At 40.1% G+C, this 16,931-nt stretch carries 14 protein-coding genes; 2 read left to right on the top strand and 12 right to left on the bottom strand.

The window, feature by feature from the left end:
* Positions 1-297: 297 nt before the first annotated feature.
* Positions 298-1,899 carry an acetate--CoA ligase gene (locus tag LM917_RS09315; protein WP_232697233.1) on the bottom strand — a complete coding sequence of 534 codons (1,602 nt, stop codon included), beginning with the start codon at positions 1,897-1,899 and terminating at the stop codon, positions 298-300.
* Positions 1,900-2,134: 235 nt separating this feature from the next.
* On the opposite strand from LM917_RS09315, the gene LM917_RS09310 reads away from it, so the two are divergent.
* Positions 2,135-3,550, top strand: a complete 1,416-nt coding sequence (locus tag LM917_RS09310) for an amino acid permease (RefSeq protein ID WP_232697232.1) — start codon at positions 2,135-2,137, stop codon at positions 3,548-3,550.
* A gap of 36 nt (positions 3,551-3,586) precedes the next feature.
* On the opposite strand, the gene LM917_RS09305 is transcribed toward LM917_RS09310, so the two are convergent.
* The 4 genes from LM917_RS09305 to LM917_RS09290 all read right to left on the bottom strand — a co-directional run bounded on the left by LM917_RS09305 (position 3,587) and on the right by LM917_RS09290 (position 7,491).
* Positions 3,587-3,913 carry a hypothetical protein gene (locus LM917_RS09305; RefSeq protein ID WP_232697231.1) on the bottom strand — a complete coding sequence of 109 codons (327 nt, stop codon included), beginning with the start codon at positions 3,911-3,913 and terminating at the stop codon, positions 3,587-3,589.
* A gap of 47 nt (positions 3,914-3,960) precedes the next feature.
* Positions 3,961-5,079 (bottom strand): tRNA 2-thiouridine(34) synthase MnmA, encoded by a 1,119-nt coding sequence (mnmA, locus tag LM917_RS09300; RefSeq protein ID WP_232697230.1) that lies wholly within the window; start codon positions 5,077-5,079, stop codon positions 3,961-3,963.
* A 196-nt stretch (positions 5,080-5,275) separates the two neighbouring features.
* A complete protein-coding gene (locus LM917_RS09295; protein ID WP_232697229.1) occupies positions 5,276-6,217 on the bottom strand; it encodes a 3-hydroxyacyl-CoA dehydrogenase family protein in 942 nt (313 codons plus the stop codon).
* 74 nt (positions 6,218-6,291) lie between these two features.
* Positions 6,292-7,491 (bottom strand): alpha-amylase family protein, encoded by a 1,200-nt coding sequence (locus LM917_RS09290; protein WP_232697228.1) that lies wholly within the window; start codon positions 7,489-7,491, stop codon positions 6,292-6,294.
* Positions 7,492-7,647: 156 nt separating this feature from the next.
* On the opposite strand from LM917_RS09290, the gene LM917_RS09285 reads away from it, so the two are divergent.
* Positions 7,648-8,823, top strand: a complete 1,176-nt coding sequence (locus LM917_RS09285; RefSeq protein WP_232697227.1) for an MFS transporter — start codon at positions 7,648-7,650, stop codon at positions 8,821-8,823.
* Positions 8,824-9,639: 816 nt separating this feature from the next.
* Here the strand turns inward: LM917_RS09285 and LM917_RS09280 are convergent.
* The 7 genes from LM917_RS09280 to adh form a co-directional block, all read right to left on the bottom strand.
* Positions 9,640-10,281 carry an L-ribulose-5-phosphate 4-epimerase gene (locus tag LM917_RS09280; RefSeq protein ID WP_232697226.1) on the bottom strand — a complete coding sequence of 214 codons (642 nt, stop codon included), beginning with the start codon at positions 10,279-10,281 and terminating at the stop codon, positions 9,640-9,642.
* A gap of 53 nt (positions 10,282-10,334) precedes the next feature.
* Positions 10,335-11,678: a PTS galactitol transporter subunit IIC gene (locus LM917_RS09275; protein ID WP_232697225.1), complete on the bottom strand. Its 1,344-nt coding sequence runs from the start codon at positions 11,676-11,678 to the stop codon at positions 10,335-10,337.
* A gap of 44 nt (positions 11,679-11,722) precedes the next feature.
* Complete coding sequence (locus LM917_RS09270; RefSeq protein WP_232697224.1) at positions 11,723-12,001, bottom strand: PTS sugar transporter subunit IIB; 279 nt, start codon at positions 11,999-12,001, stop codon at positions 11,723-11,725.
* Between the two features lie 49 nt (positions 12,002-12,050).
* A complete protein-coding gene (locus LM917_RS09265; RefSeq protein ID WP_232697223.1) occupies positions 12,051-12,509 on the bottom strand; it encodes a PTS sugar transporter subunit IIA in 459 nt (152 codons plus the stop codon).
* A gap of 150 nt (positions 12,510-12,659) precedes the next feature.
* Positions 12,660-14,504 (bottom strand): BglG family transcription antiterminator, encoded by a 1,845-nt coding sequence (locus LM917_RS09260; protein ID WP_232697222.1) that lies wholly within the window; start codon positions 14,502-14,504, stop codon positions 12,660-12,662.
* Between the two features lie 519 nt (positions 14,505-15,023).
* Entirely contained in the window at positions 15,024-15,377 is a 354-nt protein-coding gene (locus tag LM917_RS09255; RefSeq protein ID WP_232697221.1) for a DUF779 domain-containing protein, read from the bottom strand.
* A 1-nt stretch (position 15,378) separates the two neighbouring features.
* Positions 15,379-16,899 carry an aldehyde dehydrogenase gene (adh, locus tag LM917_RS09250; RefSeq protein WP_232697220.1) on the bottom strand — a complete coding sequence of 507 codons (1,521 nt, stop codon included), beginning with the start codon at positions 16,897-16,899 and terminating at the stop codon, positions 15,379-15,381.
* Between the last annotated feature and the right edge of the window lie 32 nt (positions 16,900-16,931).

Below are 16,931 nucleotides of genomic sequence, written 5' to 3'. Positions count from 1 at the left end.
TTTTAGAAAAATGTTGCTCCGCGGAATAACCAATACATCCGTCTACACATAAGTTATAAAGCAGAGAAAAGGAGGTTGATATGATGTCTGGTTTCTTTGGTGGCAATGATTGTAATGATTGCTCAATAATCCTTGTGCTGTTTATCCTTCTGGTGATTATTTCGTGCTGCTGCTTTAGCGGCAACTCGCGTTCCTGCTAAGCTAGAAAGGTAACAAAACAACGTAAAGACGCCTCTACGTAGAGGGGCGTCTTTTTCACTTTCATCTCACTTCTATCTGTGATTTAAGATTTATTCATCATTTCATTTCCTTTTCTTTTACACGTAACTCGATTCGTCTGATTTTTCCTGAGGTCGTTTTTGGCAACTCCTGTACAAATTCTATTTTTCTTGGGTATTTATAAGGGGCAGTATATTGTTTTACATGCTCCTGCAATTTTGTAATCAGTTCAGTCGAAGGTTCAAACCCTTGTTTTAATACAATGAATGCTTTAACAATTTGTCCTCTTTCAGGATCAGGGCTCGCTACGGCTGCACATTCTGCAACAGCTTCATGTTTAACCAAAGCATCCTCCACCTCAAATGGACCGATCGTATATCCAGACGAAATGATGATATCATCAGACCTGCCCTCAAACCAAATGTATCCATCTTCATCAAGTCTTCCTTGGTCTCCCGTAACGTACCAATTCCCTCGAAACGCTCGGCTGGTACGTTCAGAATCATTCCAATATCCTTTAAATAATGCAACCATCGAGCGGTCTACCGCAATATCACCTACTTGTCCCGAGGGTAGCTGGTTACCTTCCTCATCAATGATGGCAACGTTAACCACAGGAGATGGTCTTCCCATTGAGCCTGGTCTTGGCTCCATCCCGACAAACGTGCCGACCAGAAGCGTATTCTCCGTCTGTCCATATCCATCTCGTACCGTGATATCAAAAGTCCTACGGAACGTATCGATCACTTCCCGATTTAACGGTTCACCAGCTGAACATGCTGATCGTAAACTGGACAAGTCATACTCTTCCAGTCCATTCATCTTAGCGATTAATCGATATTCGGTAGGAGTAGCGCATAGCACATTGATTGAGTACTTTTGCAATATGGATACATATGCTTCTGGAGAAAATTTGCCTTGAAAAACGAATGCGGTTGCCCCTCTTCCCAAGGCAGAAACAAACGGACTCCACACCCATTTCGCCCAACCTGGACCAGCCGTTGCCCATACCAGATCATCTTCTCGCACATCAAGCCAAAAGGTTGAGGCTACAGCCAAATGAGCATACGGCCAGCCGTGAACATGCATGACTCCCTTTGGTCCACCTGTTGTTCCTGAGGTGTAGGAGAGAAACGCTAGCTCATCCGAGCTGGTTTCAACTGTTGGTACCTCTTCAGCATTCTCAGTTAGCTGTTCATCCAGATCTGTCCATCCTGGTTGCTTACCATTAACAGAAATATAATACTGGATGGTTGGACAATTTTGCTTCAACAAAGATAATTCGTCCAAAATTTCATATGTTGCAATGATAGCTTTCGCACCAGCGTGCTGTGCCCGATATTCTACATCTTTACTGCGAAGCATCTCGGAGCCTGGCATGATGACTGCACCCAATTTTAACAGTGCCAAATAGACTGCATACGCCTCTTTACCTCTAGGCAAGAGTACAAGGACATGATCCTTACGAGTTATTCCCAGATGATGAAGAGCCGAAGCTATTCTGTTCATATAAAGAAGTAATTCTCCATAAGAGAGCCGTTCTTCATCCCCATCAGGGCTAACAATTAGGAGTGCCTCTTTATCTGGATGACGGCGAGCGAATTTTTCCACCTCGCCTGCAAAGTTGTAAAGTTCGGGAATATTCATGGAAAAATCTTGTTGAACAAGAAGATCGGACATGCTTTACCTCTCCTTTCCATTACTAACAAATTCATTCAATACCTTTGAAATTATCAAATTATTCTGTAAAAAACAACATTATATTTATACACTTATTTTGCATCCATTCTTTTTTCAATTATTATTTAAAAATATTGAATATTTTTAGTGAAATTGATTTATCACTCCCGCTCTGCTATGATTTTAACTGCTTTTATACGGGTGTTTTTTTTGCAACATGGAGGGAACTGATTACATGACAACAAAAAAATGGGGAGCCTGGATGCTAACAGCCATAGTCGTAGGAAACATGGTTGGTTCTGGAATCTTTATGTTACCAGGATCATTAGCAAAAATCGCCAGCCCCTTAGCAGTAACACTTGCTTGGCTTTTTACTGGTCTTGGCGTTTTAATGATTGGTCTGGTCTTTGGTAATTTAGCCGTTCGTCGCCCTGATCTGACTGCAGGTCCTCAAAGCTACGCTTGTGCCTTATTCGAGGACCCACGTAAAGGAAAAATATTTGGATTTAACATTGCCTGGGGATATTGGATAGCCAACTGGTCTGGAAATGTTGCAATCATTACTACATTTGCGGGATATTTATCTACCTTCTTCCCCATTTTGAATAGTAATCACATATTATTTTCAGTTGGTACGTTCTCTCTGGAATTGGGTAAATTATTAACTTTTACGGTATGTACCCTCTATCTTTGGATCACACATTTTATCTTATGTAAACAACCACTAATGGCCGGCAGGCTTAACTTTATGGCTACAACTACCAAGGTACTTGGTTTTCTGTTCTTTATGGTTGTGGCACTCTCCGTTTTTCAGTGGTCCATGATGGGAGAATTCTTTTATCCCATTCAGAATGGGGTTACATCTGAATCAACAGGACTTCTCGGGCAAATCAATCAGGCGGCAATCTCTACCCTTTGGGCATTCGTCGGGATTGAGTCAGCAAGCATTTTATCTTCGAGGGCCCGTTCTCAGCGTGATGTGAAGATTGGTACGATCCTTGGGTTACTTCTTGTTGTTTTTATTTACCTCACGATCACACTTCTAACGATGGGTGTTCTGCCGATGGAACAGTTGCAGAACTCAGATAAACCACTTGCCGATGCTCTCATTGCGATCTTGGGTCCAATCGGTGGTAATATAATGGGGATTCTTGCTCTCCTGTCGCTAATAGGCACCACATTAGGCTGGATTCTTATTGGTTCTGAGGTTCCTTACCAGGCTGCTAAGGAAGGAATGTTTCCTGCACTTTTTGCCAAGACAAATAAGCACGGGAGTCCGGAGGTAGCCTTATTCATTTCGAATGCAATGACTCAACTTTTCATCTTTTCGACGATATCCAATACAATCGCAGGAGCATTCGATTTCGTCATTACGGTCGCCACACTGGCTTACTTGATACCGTACATGGTTTCTGGGCTATATCAGGTAAAACTTGCCTATCGTGGCATTACCTACGAACAGCATAGTCGTCTAAACCGTGCTGTCGATTTCACCATTGGATTATTGGCGTGTCTCTATTCATTATGGGTGATAAAAACTGGAATGGCAGATCTTAAGACCTTCCTGCTCGGACTTGCTCTATTTGCAAGTGCATTCATTGTTTATCCACTTGTTTTTCCACGTACAAAAAACGCAGGTAATCATTCCTAACCGGAATCATGCCTGCGTTTTATTATGTGCGCTATGCTATGGAGAGAAAATCCATTCCTCTGGCTCACGGATAATCGATAAATCATTATAGGAGCGATAGAAGGCTGTCAGGATTTTTCCATCCTTCTTATACTCCACTTTATAGATCGTATTACCTTTTCCGCTTTTCTTAAACGGGCTCTCTTCTTTTGGAACGACAGCAGCAGAAAGGTACTCGCCACCATGTTCTGTTATCTGTTTTTTTATCAGCTCTTCATTCACATTGTTAGATTGACGAAAACCTAAAAAAGAGATAGCAATTACAATGACGATGAACACGAGTGAACCAATGACAAATATTTTTGACTTCCTTGTACTATCCATCCGGTGCCTCCTTGCATCGGTCAAGCATTTGCTACATGTAAATAGGATTATACATTGGCTTGTTCTTTGGCAGGAACATATACTTTATCGATGGTACCGCCACCCAGACATTCTTGTCCTTCATAAAAGACAACGGCTTGACCAGGTGTCACCGCTTTCTGGTCTTGATCGAAAATAACCTTATACGTATCTCCTTCAAGATGTTCTACAGTTACCAGTTGGTCCGGTTGACGATAACGGAATTTGGCTACGCAGGTGAATTCTTTTTCCTTCGGCTGATCACTTACCCACTTCACGTCTGTTGTAATCAAGTAGGATGAATACAACCAAGGATGATTAGAACCTTGACCAACGAGTAATACATTTCGTTCCAGATCCTTGTCCACGACGAACCAAGGAAGACCTTCTCCCGCTCCTCCGCCTATTCCAAGCCCTTGGCGTTGTCCCAATGTATAGTACATGAGCCCGTCATGCTTGCCAATTACTTCTCCATCGGTGGTTTCAATATTTCCAGGTCTAGCTGGTAAATAGGTTTGTAAGAACTCACGGAAATTACGTTCACCGATAAAGCAAATTCCCGTACTATCCTTTTTCTTTGCTGTTGCAAGACCAGCTCGCTCAGCAATTTCACGGACTTGTTTTTTTGGTAAATGTCCAATTGGGAACATCGTTTTTGCTAATTGCTGTTGACCCAATTGATTTAAGAAATAGGTTTGATCCTTATTCTCGTCTACACCACGTAATAGCTTATACTCCCCATCGATTAGTTCGACGCGAGCATAGTGCCCAGTAGCAACGTACTCGGCTCCTAAATCCAGTACTTTTTTCAGGAATTCTCCAAACTTGATTTCACGATTACACATTACGTCAGGGTTTGGTGTACGTCCACTTTTGTATTCATCCAGAAAATAAGAGAATACCTTGTCCATATATTCCTTTTCAAAATTAACGGTATAGTAAGGAATGCCGATTTGGTCACACACGCGTCTTACATCCTGGTAATCCTCTTCCGCTGTGCAATGACCGAATTCATCAGTATCATCCCAGTTTTTCATAAACACGCCGATTACATCATATCCTTGCTCCTTTAAGAGAAGCGCTGTGACTGAAGAATCAACACCGCCGGACATACCGACTACGACACGTGTATCTTCAGGTTTTTTCATGTTCTTTCCCCTCTCTGCTTGTAAAAACTTCCTTTTAAGAAGGAGTCCCCACTCAATCATTCATACCTGATTGAAAATAAGACTATTATACTAAAAGTAACAACAGAAGGGAAATGTTACTGAGCAAACAAGAAAGAGAGAGCACTTTTCACTTACTTCCACTGCTTTTTATACGAATCTCGATAAAAATGGGTGGCTACTCATTATCTTGCTGACGAAGAGAAAGCATACGCAGGAAATAAAGATCACGTTCATATGTTTGTTTCTCTGCTTCTCCCGCTTCATAAGAAAAGAGACCTTTACCCGTTTTTACACCTAGTTCATTCACTTCCACATGCTCCTTAACCATTCGGGGGGATGTCTCATCCTTACATAGAACAGGAGATAGATTATCTAATACGCGCATCCATGTATCTAGTCCGCCAAAATCACTTGTTTGTAGTGGTCCGATTTTTGACCATCTAAATCCCGGTCCTGCTGTTACCGCCATATCAATATCTTTTGCACTTGCAACACTCTCTTGCAGCAGATAGAACGCCTCTCTCACTAATGCTGCCTGAAGACGATTAGCAATGAAGCCTGGTACTTCTTTTTGTAATAAAACAGGTTGTTTCCCAATCTGTCTGATGATGTCCACCATGGTTTCGACAACCTGCTCTGTTGTTTTCTCATGTTTTACGATCTCTACTAGTGGAACAATTTGAGCAGGGTTAAAAAAATGTGTAATGATCATTCGTTCTGGATGTTTTACATGCTTTGCCATGTCCATTAACGGAAGGGTTGATGTGTTAGAGGCTATAATTACATCCGGACTGATTTTTTGTTCTAATTTATTAAAAAGATCCCATTTGATATCAAGTACCTCAGGAACTGCTTCTGTAATTAATTGGGCTGATTGAATTGCGATATCCAGATCGGTCGTATACCGCAAATTGTCCATGACAGTCTGCTTTTTGTGACTTGAAATGATTCCTTGCTCGACAAATAAATCTAGACTTGCATGAATGAGCTGAGCAGCTTTTTTTAGCATGGCTTCTTGCGGATCATATATATAGACAGAAAAACCAGCGCTTGCATAGGACTGGGCAATGCCGTGCCCCATCACTCCTGCACCAATCACAGCTACATTTTTTACCATATGTGCCACCACCTCTCTGATTGACATTGTATCGGATATAGTAAGAAAGCGCATGCATGATAACTGTAATTTTACTATATTTTATCTACTGCTTCATTAGCTGCCTTAATCCATGAGAGTCTGCGCTCATTTACCAGAGTGTAGTTATAATAATAGATAGAGTCCACCCCTTCTTCTACTGCAATCTTAGCTTTGCCAACCAAGCTCTCTTTACTTGCTAATCGGTTATGATGCACGGTAAAAGCAGCTCCTACTGATACACCTTCGTGGTGCGAGCGCAATGTTTGAATGGTATAGCGGATAGAATCAGCCTTATCTTCATACATAAGAGGAACAAAACGATCAACGAAAGAACCAATCTGGTTTAGTGAGACACCCTCCATAAAAGACTGATTGATAAGAAGCGCGGTAGATGAGGGAATATAATCTAGTTTTACGTGATGTTGTTTGGCAATTGAGTACAAGACCTCTACCAAGTTCGTTACGGTTTTCATTCGTGATTGCTGGTATGCGTATAGTTCAGGGTACTCTAGTAAGTAATGTGCGATTTGAGGTGCATCTTCTGCTAATGGTCCATAATCTTGTTCCAGATGACAAGAAACTAATCGCTTAACCAGTGCCTGAACAGCATCTGCATCTACTCCAGATTTTTCTGCCTGTAGCTTGCAACACGGACAAAAACAGAGGGATAACAACCATTGTACCGCCTCACCCATATGAAGGAGCATGATTTCATGGTGCCCTCCATGTTTCATCGTCATAAAAGCTGCTGTCTCCACTAAAATCCGCTGGGGCTGTACAACTTGTAGAGTATCGGTGAACAAGGAGATTGCATACTGTTGAACATCTGGTTGAGCAGGGCAAAGTGCATAGGTGTATGGGTCTTGCCAAACGTTCTGAACGCACAGCTCTGGATGTTTTCGTCCCAATGCGGAATTATGAAGCCCTACCCACCACGTGGTGAAATGAAAGCCGTTCTCTTCGCACGCTTCCCTCATACGAGGAAAAAGCTCAGTCTTTGCAATCTCCTCATGGACAACAGGCTTTATTCGTTCATAGGCTGACAGTGTAGGAGTGAAAAAAATCCCGGCATGAGTACTAGCATAAAAGCTTTCTTGTCGCGGTTGAAAAAACCTTCCCTGATGATAACTGCTATTCAGCACAACCGCATTACAGCCTGTTTGCTGAAATTCCTCCAATATTTTTGGAATACCCAAATCATTGACGGTCCAGGCATAAAGAAACATTCCCTTTTGCAGCATGTTTGACGTCATGGGATACATCGCCTCCGCTCTTTTCCATACATTCATTTTCTTGCCATCGATCAAATAAATTACACTTCGCTATTTGAATAATTAGAAAAATCCTTGTTTTCTTATAGGGTGTAAGACTATAATCGAAACCATCATAGAAAGAAAGAAGGGCTTTTCTTGTTTCAAAACAAGAGGATCAGACTAGGTCTATTAAGCACGTCTCATTTGGCAAATGATTTTTTGTACAATATTTATATCGCCATTCTCCCATTATTACATATTTGGTATGGTCTTAGTTACACCCAGATGAGTACGATTGTACTTTTTCACGGGCTGGTTGGTGGATTCCTGCAACCCCTACTAGCAACATTTTCTGATCGTCGTGAAAAACCGTGGTTTATCCCGCTTGGGTTCTTCCTGTTAGGTGCGGGCATGTTCATTATTTATCTGTCTGATCAGTTTATTTTATTGCTGGTTGCTGTATTACTAGCTTCCTTTGGTTCAGCTGCCTTTCATCCAGATGCTAATCGTTGTGTTCATCGATTACCAGGAAAAAATCGTGGTTCCATTCAATCCGTTTTTCAAATCGGTGGAAACTCAGGAATGGCACTCGCACCGGTAAGTTTATGGTTTCTTACACAAACAGGCACAGATGGTACCATATGGCTCGGGATGATTGCCATACTATTTAGTCTATTCTTTCTGTTTTTTACCATGAAGACCGAAACTGGTCATGCTCCTCTTAAAAAGAAAGGGGCACAAGGGGGAAAACCCCCAATTCATCCTGGAATAGTAGCCCTTGTTGCAGTTGTTGCAAGTCGAAGTATCGCTAATACTGGGATACTTACTTTTTTACCACTCTATTATATAGCTACCTATGGATTATCAACGGACGAGGTTTGGGTGTTTACCTTCTTGTTACTTAGTGGTGGTGCGCTAGGTACAATTGCTGGTGGACCGCTCGGTGACAGGTTCGGGATGCGTCACGTAACCCAATATTCGTTAGTATTGAGCACACCTCTTGCCCTGCTTCTTCCCTGGATCAGCGGAGTTGCAGCTATGATCTGTCTTTTCTTACTAGGTCTAGTAATGATGTCTACTTTCTCTGTTTCAGTGGTGTATGCACAGGAACTTATGCCTGAGCGAGCAGGTCTTGCTTCTTCACTAGTAATCGGCCTTACAGGTGGTATCGCAGGTATTGTTCAGCTTATGCTGGGTGTTGCAGCTGACAGCTATGGACTTTTCCCGATTCTATGTGCAATCGTGTTAATGCCAGCAGTAGGAGCGATTCTTTGCTTCTTCTTACCGAAAACTGAACGACTTACGGTTGAACTAGATCATGTAGTTAAATAAGTAAAAAAGGCTTCAATGGTGTGTGGCAGACAAACACTCTCCTTTGAAGCTTTTCTTTTTATGTTCATACCTAGAAACGTCAAATTACAGATCAATTTCCACAGGGACCTTAAATAATACATTTTTAAAGGAGAAAGATTGCGAAGTTATAATAGCTTTCTCTTTTCCTTTCTCGAAAAAGTATCCTGAACCCTCCTGAGTCAAATACGTCCAACCTTTCTCTTCCATTTTCCGTTTCATATGGTCTACCGATTCGCCTTGATTAAACTTAGCTCCGTACCACGTCGCACTCACATCTTCCCCAAGCTTTATCAGTTTTCCATTTGCTTTTTCGATTTTAATCAGGATTTCAAGTGCTGAGACTTTTTCGATAGGTGATGGTAAGAATAAAACAAAAGTGATGGCGAGTGTTGCAAGAATTATAATGATTGCTCCGATTGAAATGAATAGAGTTCTTCCCTTTTTTATCAGTAGTCCCCCCTCTCTTCCTAGTTCACGTTTTATCTATGGCTATACTATTATACCAATTGACATGATTTTGGTAGAAGATTATTTGAAAATACCAAGTTATCTAACAAATCACTACAGCAATCTTTTAAAACCGAAAAGCTTTACCTTAAAAAGCCATAAATGAAATTACCTCACGCAATCTAATTACTGAATACATCAACTACTATATCTATGAACGTTTCCAGAAAAAACTAGGCGACCTCTACCCAGTTGAATATCGGGAATTGATCGCCTCTTAGGATTTTACTTTCTTCCCAATCCATTTCTATCTATGATTAACTCTTGGCTATTACTTTAGTTGTGAAATTATTGACCATAGGCAGTTTGATAAAACTCATGTTCTCTCTGCACCTCTTCTGCAGGAATTACAATTGGATCCCCTTTTTGTTGTGCTAAATGTATAATTTTTGCGACATCTTCAACCACAACAGCTGCCTTTACTGCTTCTTTTGCAGTTTTTCCAATGGTGAATACGCCATGATTTTGTAATAGAATCGCAGTAGAGTCGCCAATATGTTCAACTATAGCCTTTCCGATCTCATTTCCACCAATCCTTGCATAGGGACCTACAGGGACTGGTCCACCAAATATATCACATACAACGGTTGTAACTGGTGGAATTTCTCGACCAATGACTGCAAAACTAGTTGCATACGGAGAATGAGTATGGACAACTCCATGAACATCCGGACGATTGCGATAGACATATAGATGTGTTTTTGTATCGACAGAAGGTTTATACGTTCCTTCTATTATTTCCCCTTCCATGTTAACAACAATCATATCTTCCGGTTGCAAATCTTCATAAGCAATACCGCTTGGTTTTATTACTACAAGATTTGTTTGAGGATCGCGTGCACTTACATTACCACTCGTCATGGTAATTAAATTGTTTTTAGGTAATTCTAGATTTAATTTCCAAGTTGTTTTTTTCAAATCTTCTAACATAACTAATTTTTCCTCCCCATAGATATAGTAGTACAATTTAAATAGAAAAATTTTTATTCGTTACCTTGAGATGCTACTAATTTTTTATCGCGGTTTTTGATATAGAATGCCATAGCCAAAGTTAGAAGACCAATTAGACCAACCGCAATGTAACCATATTTACCTGCAAATAAGAATAGTGCTGTGGTTGGTACAGCCCCATCAACTAATGAGGAAATACCTGATGCCCCATCTGGAAATTGGAAGCCAACTGTTTTTGCAGCTGCCGTAATCATTGGAGCAGCATAAGTCGCAATCATCAAGCCAACGCCTATTGCAATTGTTCCAGCTAATACAATACGAATTACGTTTCCACGGAAGATCGGAACCATTAGACAAATCATAAATGGAATAGTAGCCAAGTCAGCAAATGGTAACACTGTATTACCAGGAATAAGTACAGCCAGACCCAATGTAATCGGAATTAAAAGTAGAGAAGATGCGATAACCGCCGGATGTCCTACCGCTAATGCTGCATCCATTCCTATGTAAACATCCCGATGTGGAAATTTACTTTTAACTAATTCGGAGGCGGCTTCTGAAATCGGTAGCAACCCTTCCATTAAAATAGATACCATACGAGGCAAGAGCATCATAACCGCAGCAGTCTGAACACCTAATTGGCTTACTCCTTTTAAATCGTATCCTGCCAAGATACCAATCATAACCCCAAGAATCAAACCTAATACTGCCGTTTCTCCAAAAACACCTAGTCTATTTTGTATTGCTTCCGGGTCTGCTTTTAAATTACGGAAACCAGGAATTGAATTAAACAGTTTTTCTAGTGGTATTGCAAACAAATAATATGGAGTAGCCGTTGCGTGAGGAAATGCAATTTTTGGATAACCAAAGTACTTTTCAACATGAGGTGCTGTTAAATCTGATAACACCAGAATCAAAATGGTATGAACTAAGGTAGTCAATACACCCAATCCAAAATCATTCGTCATCATAAATACAAGTGATCCTGTAAATGCGGCATGCCACAGGTTCCACAAATCTACATTTAACGTCTTCGTTAAACCAAATATTAATAAAATAATGTTAACACCTAAACCAATCGGGATTGCTAGTGCTCCTACTGAGGTCCCAAAAGAAATTGCCGCTGCCGCAGGCCATCCTACGTCAATTACACTTAGATTACTCCCAAATCTTTGAACCATCGCTTGAGCTGCCGGACCTAAACTGCTCGACAATAATTGAATAATAACGTTAATACCGATAAATCCAATACCAACAGTCAATCCTGCACGAAATGCTGTGCCTGGTTTAGTGCGTAAAACTAAACCAAATAAGAAGATAATGATTGGTAGAAGTACAAACGCCCCAAGATCTACCACTTTTTGGAGAAATTCCATCTGATGCCCTCCTTAGTTGTTTTATTATCAATATTCTTTTTTACTTACTCTTTGAGGGCTGCTTCAAATTCTGCAAAAAACTTATCTTTTCCCATATTGGTCAAGAGAGGTAATGCATTCAGTGTTTTGATTTTTATTGATGGCGGAACAGCTATAGTTGAGACAATAAAATCAAAATCACTTTGACGATTCGTAATATCTGGAATTCTGGATTGTGTTAAATGAACTTTTAAACCATTCTCTTGAATGTACGCTTTTAGTTTACTCATCGCAATCGTTGATGTAGCAGCACCTGTTCCACAACAAACAGCAACTCTTTTCATATCATAATCACCTTTCTTTTTTGTATTTCGTTTGTAAGTTGATGTGTAATCATGTATTTCGAATAACCTGTATAACTTCTGAAGCTGTATTGGACTCTATTAACTTTTCTAAAATTTTATCATCCTGAATCATGTCCATAAGTTTTCCTAGTATTTCCATATGAGATTCGCTTTTTTCCAAGGCAAGCATAAATACAACATGAACCTTTACGGATTTGAGTGGATTTTGCATATTAGCAAATGTCGTGCCTTGTTTAACAATCCCGACAGCTATTGCTGCTTCTTTCACATGCTCTACTTCAGTGTGTGGAATCGCCACATGAATTCTCTCTAATTCCAATCCGGTTGGAAATTCCCTTTCTCTTTTTAATACTCCTCTCGAAAAGCTTTCTTTCACATAATCTTCTTCCAGTAGCAAGTTACTAAGATGGCGTAACACCTCTTCCTGGTTAATAGACTCTGGGAAAATTTTCACAATACTCTCGTGTACTACTTCCTTCAATTCCATATTTTTCTCTTTTCTCCTCACTGTCCTTTTTTGTACTAACTTGTTTTACTATCAGTCATTTTCAGGCATCACTCCTTTCACCAAATGATTCGAGATAACAAGAAAACGATGTTATCTGACCCATGGTCCAGAAGATAAAATACTTTGGTATTAGTGCAGTACTTCCATAAAAGTGTGGAAATCCGTTGCCTGAACAATCTCTTGCACTCTTTCTTTTGATTTGACCAGCTGATAAAGTTGATTAAAAACTTTATAGTGATTTTCCCTATCTATCTCACCCGGTAAGATTAGAAAAACTAGTTGTACATTTGTATTTCCCCACAAAACAGGCTTTTTGTTAATAGCAACAAAAATCATTGTTTCTGCTATATCGAATCTCTCGATTGGGTGAGGCATTGCTACAAAATTCCCAATCTCAGTTGAAGACATCTCTTCTCTTATGAAAATACTCTCTAGCATATGGTTGATATTCATTCTTTTAGTCATTTCTACTAAAATATCTTGCTTATTCTTTTCGTCTAAGAGAATAAATCTTTCTTTGCTTAGTGCGCGATCTAAGTAACCCTGATTGATAGCGATTTCAATTTTTTCTAGATCAGTTTCATCAAGAAATTCATTAACTCTAACAACAGGAATCCCTTTCTTTTCCACATCTATTGTTGAAACAATCAACATAACATCATTACTGATCTTATCTAACATTTGCAGGGAGTATACTCCATCAATTTCTATGTGAAGAAAGTGCCTCTGAATTTTTTGTTTTAGTATGATAGAAGTACCAACACCACTTCCAGATACAATTGCAACAACTCCCTTATTCCTTTTAGTTCTTTCGATATGTGCTGCAATATGGAGAGAAATATAGGCAATTTCACTTTCAGGTAGAAAAAAGTTCATTTTCATCTCCAAGGAATGAGCAAATAATACCGATATATGGTAAGCAAGAAGATATTCCATTTTTATATGAGAAATAAAAGGATTTTCTACATACAATTGATACCTCAATGGGTATTGTGCTTTGGTTAAATGATAGAGGAGACCTGTCAATAATTGACGATCCTCGTGAAAATGTAAGCCATATTGCATACCAAGTTCTTTTAAGATATTTTTTATTCTGACCATCAGGTCATGGGGAAAACTACTTTCAAAATCATAAAAATTTACAATGATTCGTTGACTCATAAGATGCAAGCAGAAATAATACCTTTCTAACGAGCCTATCTCCATCTGGAAAGCTTCTTCAATTTCATCAATGATTTTTGACGCTAAATCATATTCCTCGTAAGCTAATAATTGTTCATCCACTTTCCCTTCATAAATCTCGTAATTTTGTCTAATTCGACATACGGCTATAATTAAATGTGCTACTAAACTACTTAACTTTTCTGGTGGAATATTCACCATATATTTTGTAACGTTATCAATAACGATGGTTATTACCTGTTCTATTTCTTCAATAACAATCCAATCAAGAAAACGTTCAGACAACTCTAAATGAAGCTCTTTTATCGTCATAAAGTTTTTTCTAAACAAACTTTCAAGTAGTAATCGTTTATCAAGTTCATCTCCCTCTAAACGAATACCTTGAAATGGTAATACCTCTATTGCGAGATTTCTTTTTTGAGATGTTATCATTTGCGATATCCGTTGAATATCAGATCGGATCGTTTGTGGTGAAAAATAGATTAATTGAGATAATTGTTCATAGGTCGTGAGCTCCTTTGATTCCAGCAGTATTTTGATTATGTAAAATCCACGATCCTCAAACTCAATATGTTGGCCTTGCTTGAATCCAGCTATCTCTCCTTTTAGCCGATAACCTTGACGTTTGTTTGAAACGATCAGTGCGCCAATAAGATAATTTTCATTCAAGTCTTTGATGTCATTTACCACTGTCCTTGAACTAATATGTAATTGTTCACTAATATCTGTCCCTGTGACAAATCCATTTGAGTTTTGAAGGATATGTAGAATCTTTGTATATCGATCTCTCATGGGCACGACCTCCTATGCCTACATTGTAAATTAGTATAAAGACTCTTAACCATACTGTTGTTCTTCCTATGACTTACGAAATAAACTTAATACTTTATTTTCTTTTTGAATCGTTTATATCATGGTACTACTGTGCGATTAATCGGAATCGTCGTAATCATTTTAAAAATCTCAATATTATCAAGATCCGGTTTAACCTCTTCAAATTAGAGCCGATCTCCCTTTTTCTTGATTTGCCGTAATTTTTCGCGGGATCCTGAGCAAGAATATTTCTGTTGATTTGGAAGTGAATGTTCTTATAGAATTGGCTGTTAGGAATATAAGGAATTTGAAAGTTCCCTCAAAAACCTGTTATTGTCTTATTAATCTAAATACCTTCTCGTATCAGATTCGCACAAGATAGAATACCTAACTTCAACGCCTGACATTGAACAAAAGTCAATTCACAAAATCGGATTTCCTCACTTAAAAAGAATGACTCCAGCATAATATCTGGAGTCATTCTTCTTTTTACTAGATTTATTCATCCCTCCGAGCAGCAGGAAACACCTTGGAACGCGTCAAAAACCGCACTCCCTCGGGTCCTTCCAATGAAAACATGCCGCCTCTTCCTTCTACAACATCAATAATTAATTGGGTATGTTTCCAGTATTCATACTGAGCTTCACTCATATAGAAAGGACAACCCCCTATTTCTCCCAGCTTCACATCGTGATTCCCTATCAAGAGCTCACCTTCTGGATAACACATGGGGGAACTGCCGTCGCAGCATCCTCCTGATTGGTGAAATAGGAGCGGACCATGCTTTTGCTTCAGACGTTCAATCAGTGCCAGTGCTTCGTCAGTTGCGAGAACTTTTGCTACCGCATCCATCTTAGAAGAAGCCTAACGCCTGATCGCTGTAACTAACCAGCACGTTTTTGGTTTGCTGATAGTGAGAGAGCATCATTTTGTGGTTTTCTCTTCCAATACCAGAGTTTTTGTATCCACCAAATGCGGCATGTGCTGGATACGCATGGTAGCAGTTCGTCCATACACGTCCTGCCTGAATGGAGCGGCCCATGCGGTATGCCTGATTCATGTCTCTGCTCCATACACCTGCTCCCAAACCATAAAGTGTATCATTGGCGATCGCAAGTGCTTCTTCAGTATCTGTAAAGGTCGTCACACTGACAACCGGGCCGAATATTTCCTCTTGGAAAATTCTCATCCGGTTATGTCCTTTGAACACGGTTGGTTTCACGTAGTAGCCACCAGCCAGATCATCGGCTAGGAAGTTACGCTCTCCTCCGATCAAGCATTCAGCACCTTCCTGTTTACCTATATCCAGATAGGAAAGGATTTTTTCCAGTTGTTCTGAGGATGCCTGTGCTCCAATCATTGTTGTTGTATCTAGTGGATTGCCTTGTTTAATTGCTTCTACACGAGCCAAGGCACGCTCCATGAATGTGTCATAGATCGATTCGTGGATGAGAGCTCGAGATGGGCACGTGCAAACCTCACCTTGGTTCAATGCAAAGAGCACAAAGCCCTCAATAGCTTTATTAAAGAATGCATCATCTTTTGCACACACATCTTCAAAGAAGATATTAGGAGACTTACCACCCAGCTCCAGCGTTACAGGAATAATATTTTGCGATGCATATTGCATAATCAATCGACCAGTTGTGGTCTCGCCTGTAAAAGCAATCTTGGCAATTCGATTACTTTGAGCTAGTGGCTTACCTGCTTCCAGTCCGAAACCGTTCACCACGTTAACCACACCTGGAGGAATTAAATCGCCAATTAATTCCATTAACAGCATAATGGAAGCAGGGGTTTGCTCTGCTGGTTTTAACACGACACAATTTCCTGCAGCTAGTGCTGGCGCCAGCTTCCATGTTGCCATAAGCAGAGGGAAGTTCCATGGAATAATTTGACCGACAACACCTAATGGCTCATGGAAATGGTACGCTACAGTGTCGTCATCCACCTGACTGAGCGATCCTTCCTGTGAACGAATGCACCCTGCAAAATAGCGGAAATGATCAATAGCGAGCGGAATATCTGCTGCCATCGTCTCACGTACTGGTTTTCCGTTTTCCCACGTTTCTGCTACGGCCAGCATTTCCAAATTTTCCTGCATTCGATCTGCAATACAATTTAACATATTCGCTCGTTCCGTAGCTGATGTTCGTCCCCACGCTTCCTTGGCTTCATGTGCTGCATCCAGTGCCAATTCAATATCTTCTTCTGTAGAGCGGGCTACTTCGCAAAACGCTTTTCCTGTAACAGGAGTTACATTTTCAAAGTATCCTCCCTTAACAGGAGCCACCCATTTGCCTCCGATGTAATTGTCGTAGCGGGTCTTGAATGAAACTATGGCTTCTGACTGATTAGGTGCGGCATAAATCATATTCAGATCCTCCCCTTCTCATTTAGACGTAC

Source organism: Brevibacillus daliensis, from assembly GCF_021245735.1.
Lineage (GTDB): Bacteria > Bacillota > Bacilli > Brevibacillales > Brevibacillaceae > Brevibacillus_B > Brevibacillus_B daliensis.
This window is presented reverse-complemented; position numbering and strand designations above follow the sequence as displayed.

Excerpts from the sequence above, each read along its gene's own strand:
- LM917_RS09315 (WP_232697233.1), bottom strand. The coding sequence starts at position 1,899 with ATGTCCGATCTTCTTGTTCAACAAGATTTTTCCATGAATATTCCCGAA.
- LM917_RS09310 (WP_232697232.1), top strand. The coding sequence starts at position 2,135 with ATGACAACAAAAAAATGGGGAGCCTGGATGCTAACAGCCATAGTCGTA.
- LM917_RS09305 (WP_232697231.1), bottom strand. The coding sequence starts at position 3,913 with ATGGATAGTACAAGGAAGTCAAAAATATTTGTCATTGGTTCACTCGTG.
- mnmA (WP_232697230.1), bottom strand. The coding sequence starts at position 5,079 with ATGAAAAAACCTGAAGATACACGTGTCGTAGTCGGTATGTCCGGCGGT.
- LM917_RS09295 (WP_232697229.1), bottom strand. The coding sequence starts at position 6,217 with ATGGTAAAAAATGTAGCTGTGATTGGTGCAGGAGTGATGGGGCACGGC.
- LM917_RS09290 (WP_232697228.1), bottom strand. The coding sequence starts at position 7,491 with ATGACGTCAAACATGCTGCAAAAGGGAATGTTTCTTTATGCCTGGACC.
- LM917_RS09280 (WP_232697226.1), bottom strand. The coding sequence starts at position 10,281 with ATGTTAGAAGATTTGAAAAAAACAACTTGGAAATTAAATCTAGAATTA.
- LM917_RS09275 (WP_232697225.1), bottom strand. The coding sequence starts at position 11,678 with ATGGAATTTCTCCAAAAAGTGGTAGATCTTGGGGCGTTTGTACTTCTA.
- LM917_RS09270 (WP_232697224.1), bottom strand. The coding sequence starts at position 12,001 with ATGAAAAGAGTTGCTGTTTGTTGTGGAACAGGTGCTGCTACATCAACG.
- LM917_RS09265 (WP_232697223.1), bottom strand. The coding sequence starts at position 12,509 with ATGGAATTGAAGGAAGTAGTACACGAGAGTATTGTGAAAATTTTCCCA.
- LM917_RS09260 (WP_232697222.1), bottom strand. The coding sequence starts at position 14,504 with ATGAGAGATCGATATACAAAGATTCTACATATCCTTCAAAACTCAAAT.
- LM917_RS09255 (WP_232697221.1), bottom strand. The coding sequence starts at position 15,377 with ATGGATGCGGTAGCAAAAGTTCTCGCAACTGACGAAGCACTGGCACTG.
- adh (WP_232697220.1), bottom strand. The coding sequence starts at position 16,899 with ATGATTTATGCCGCACCTAATCAGTCAGAAGCCATAGTTTCATTCAAG.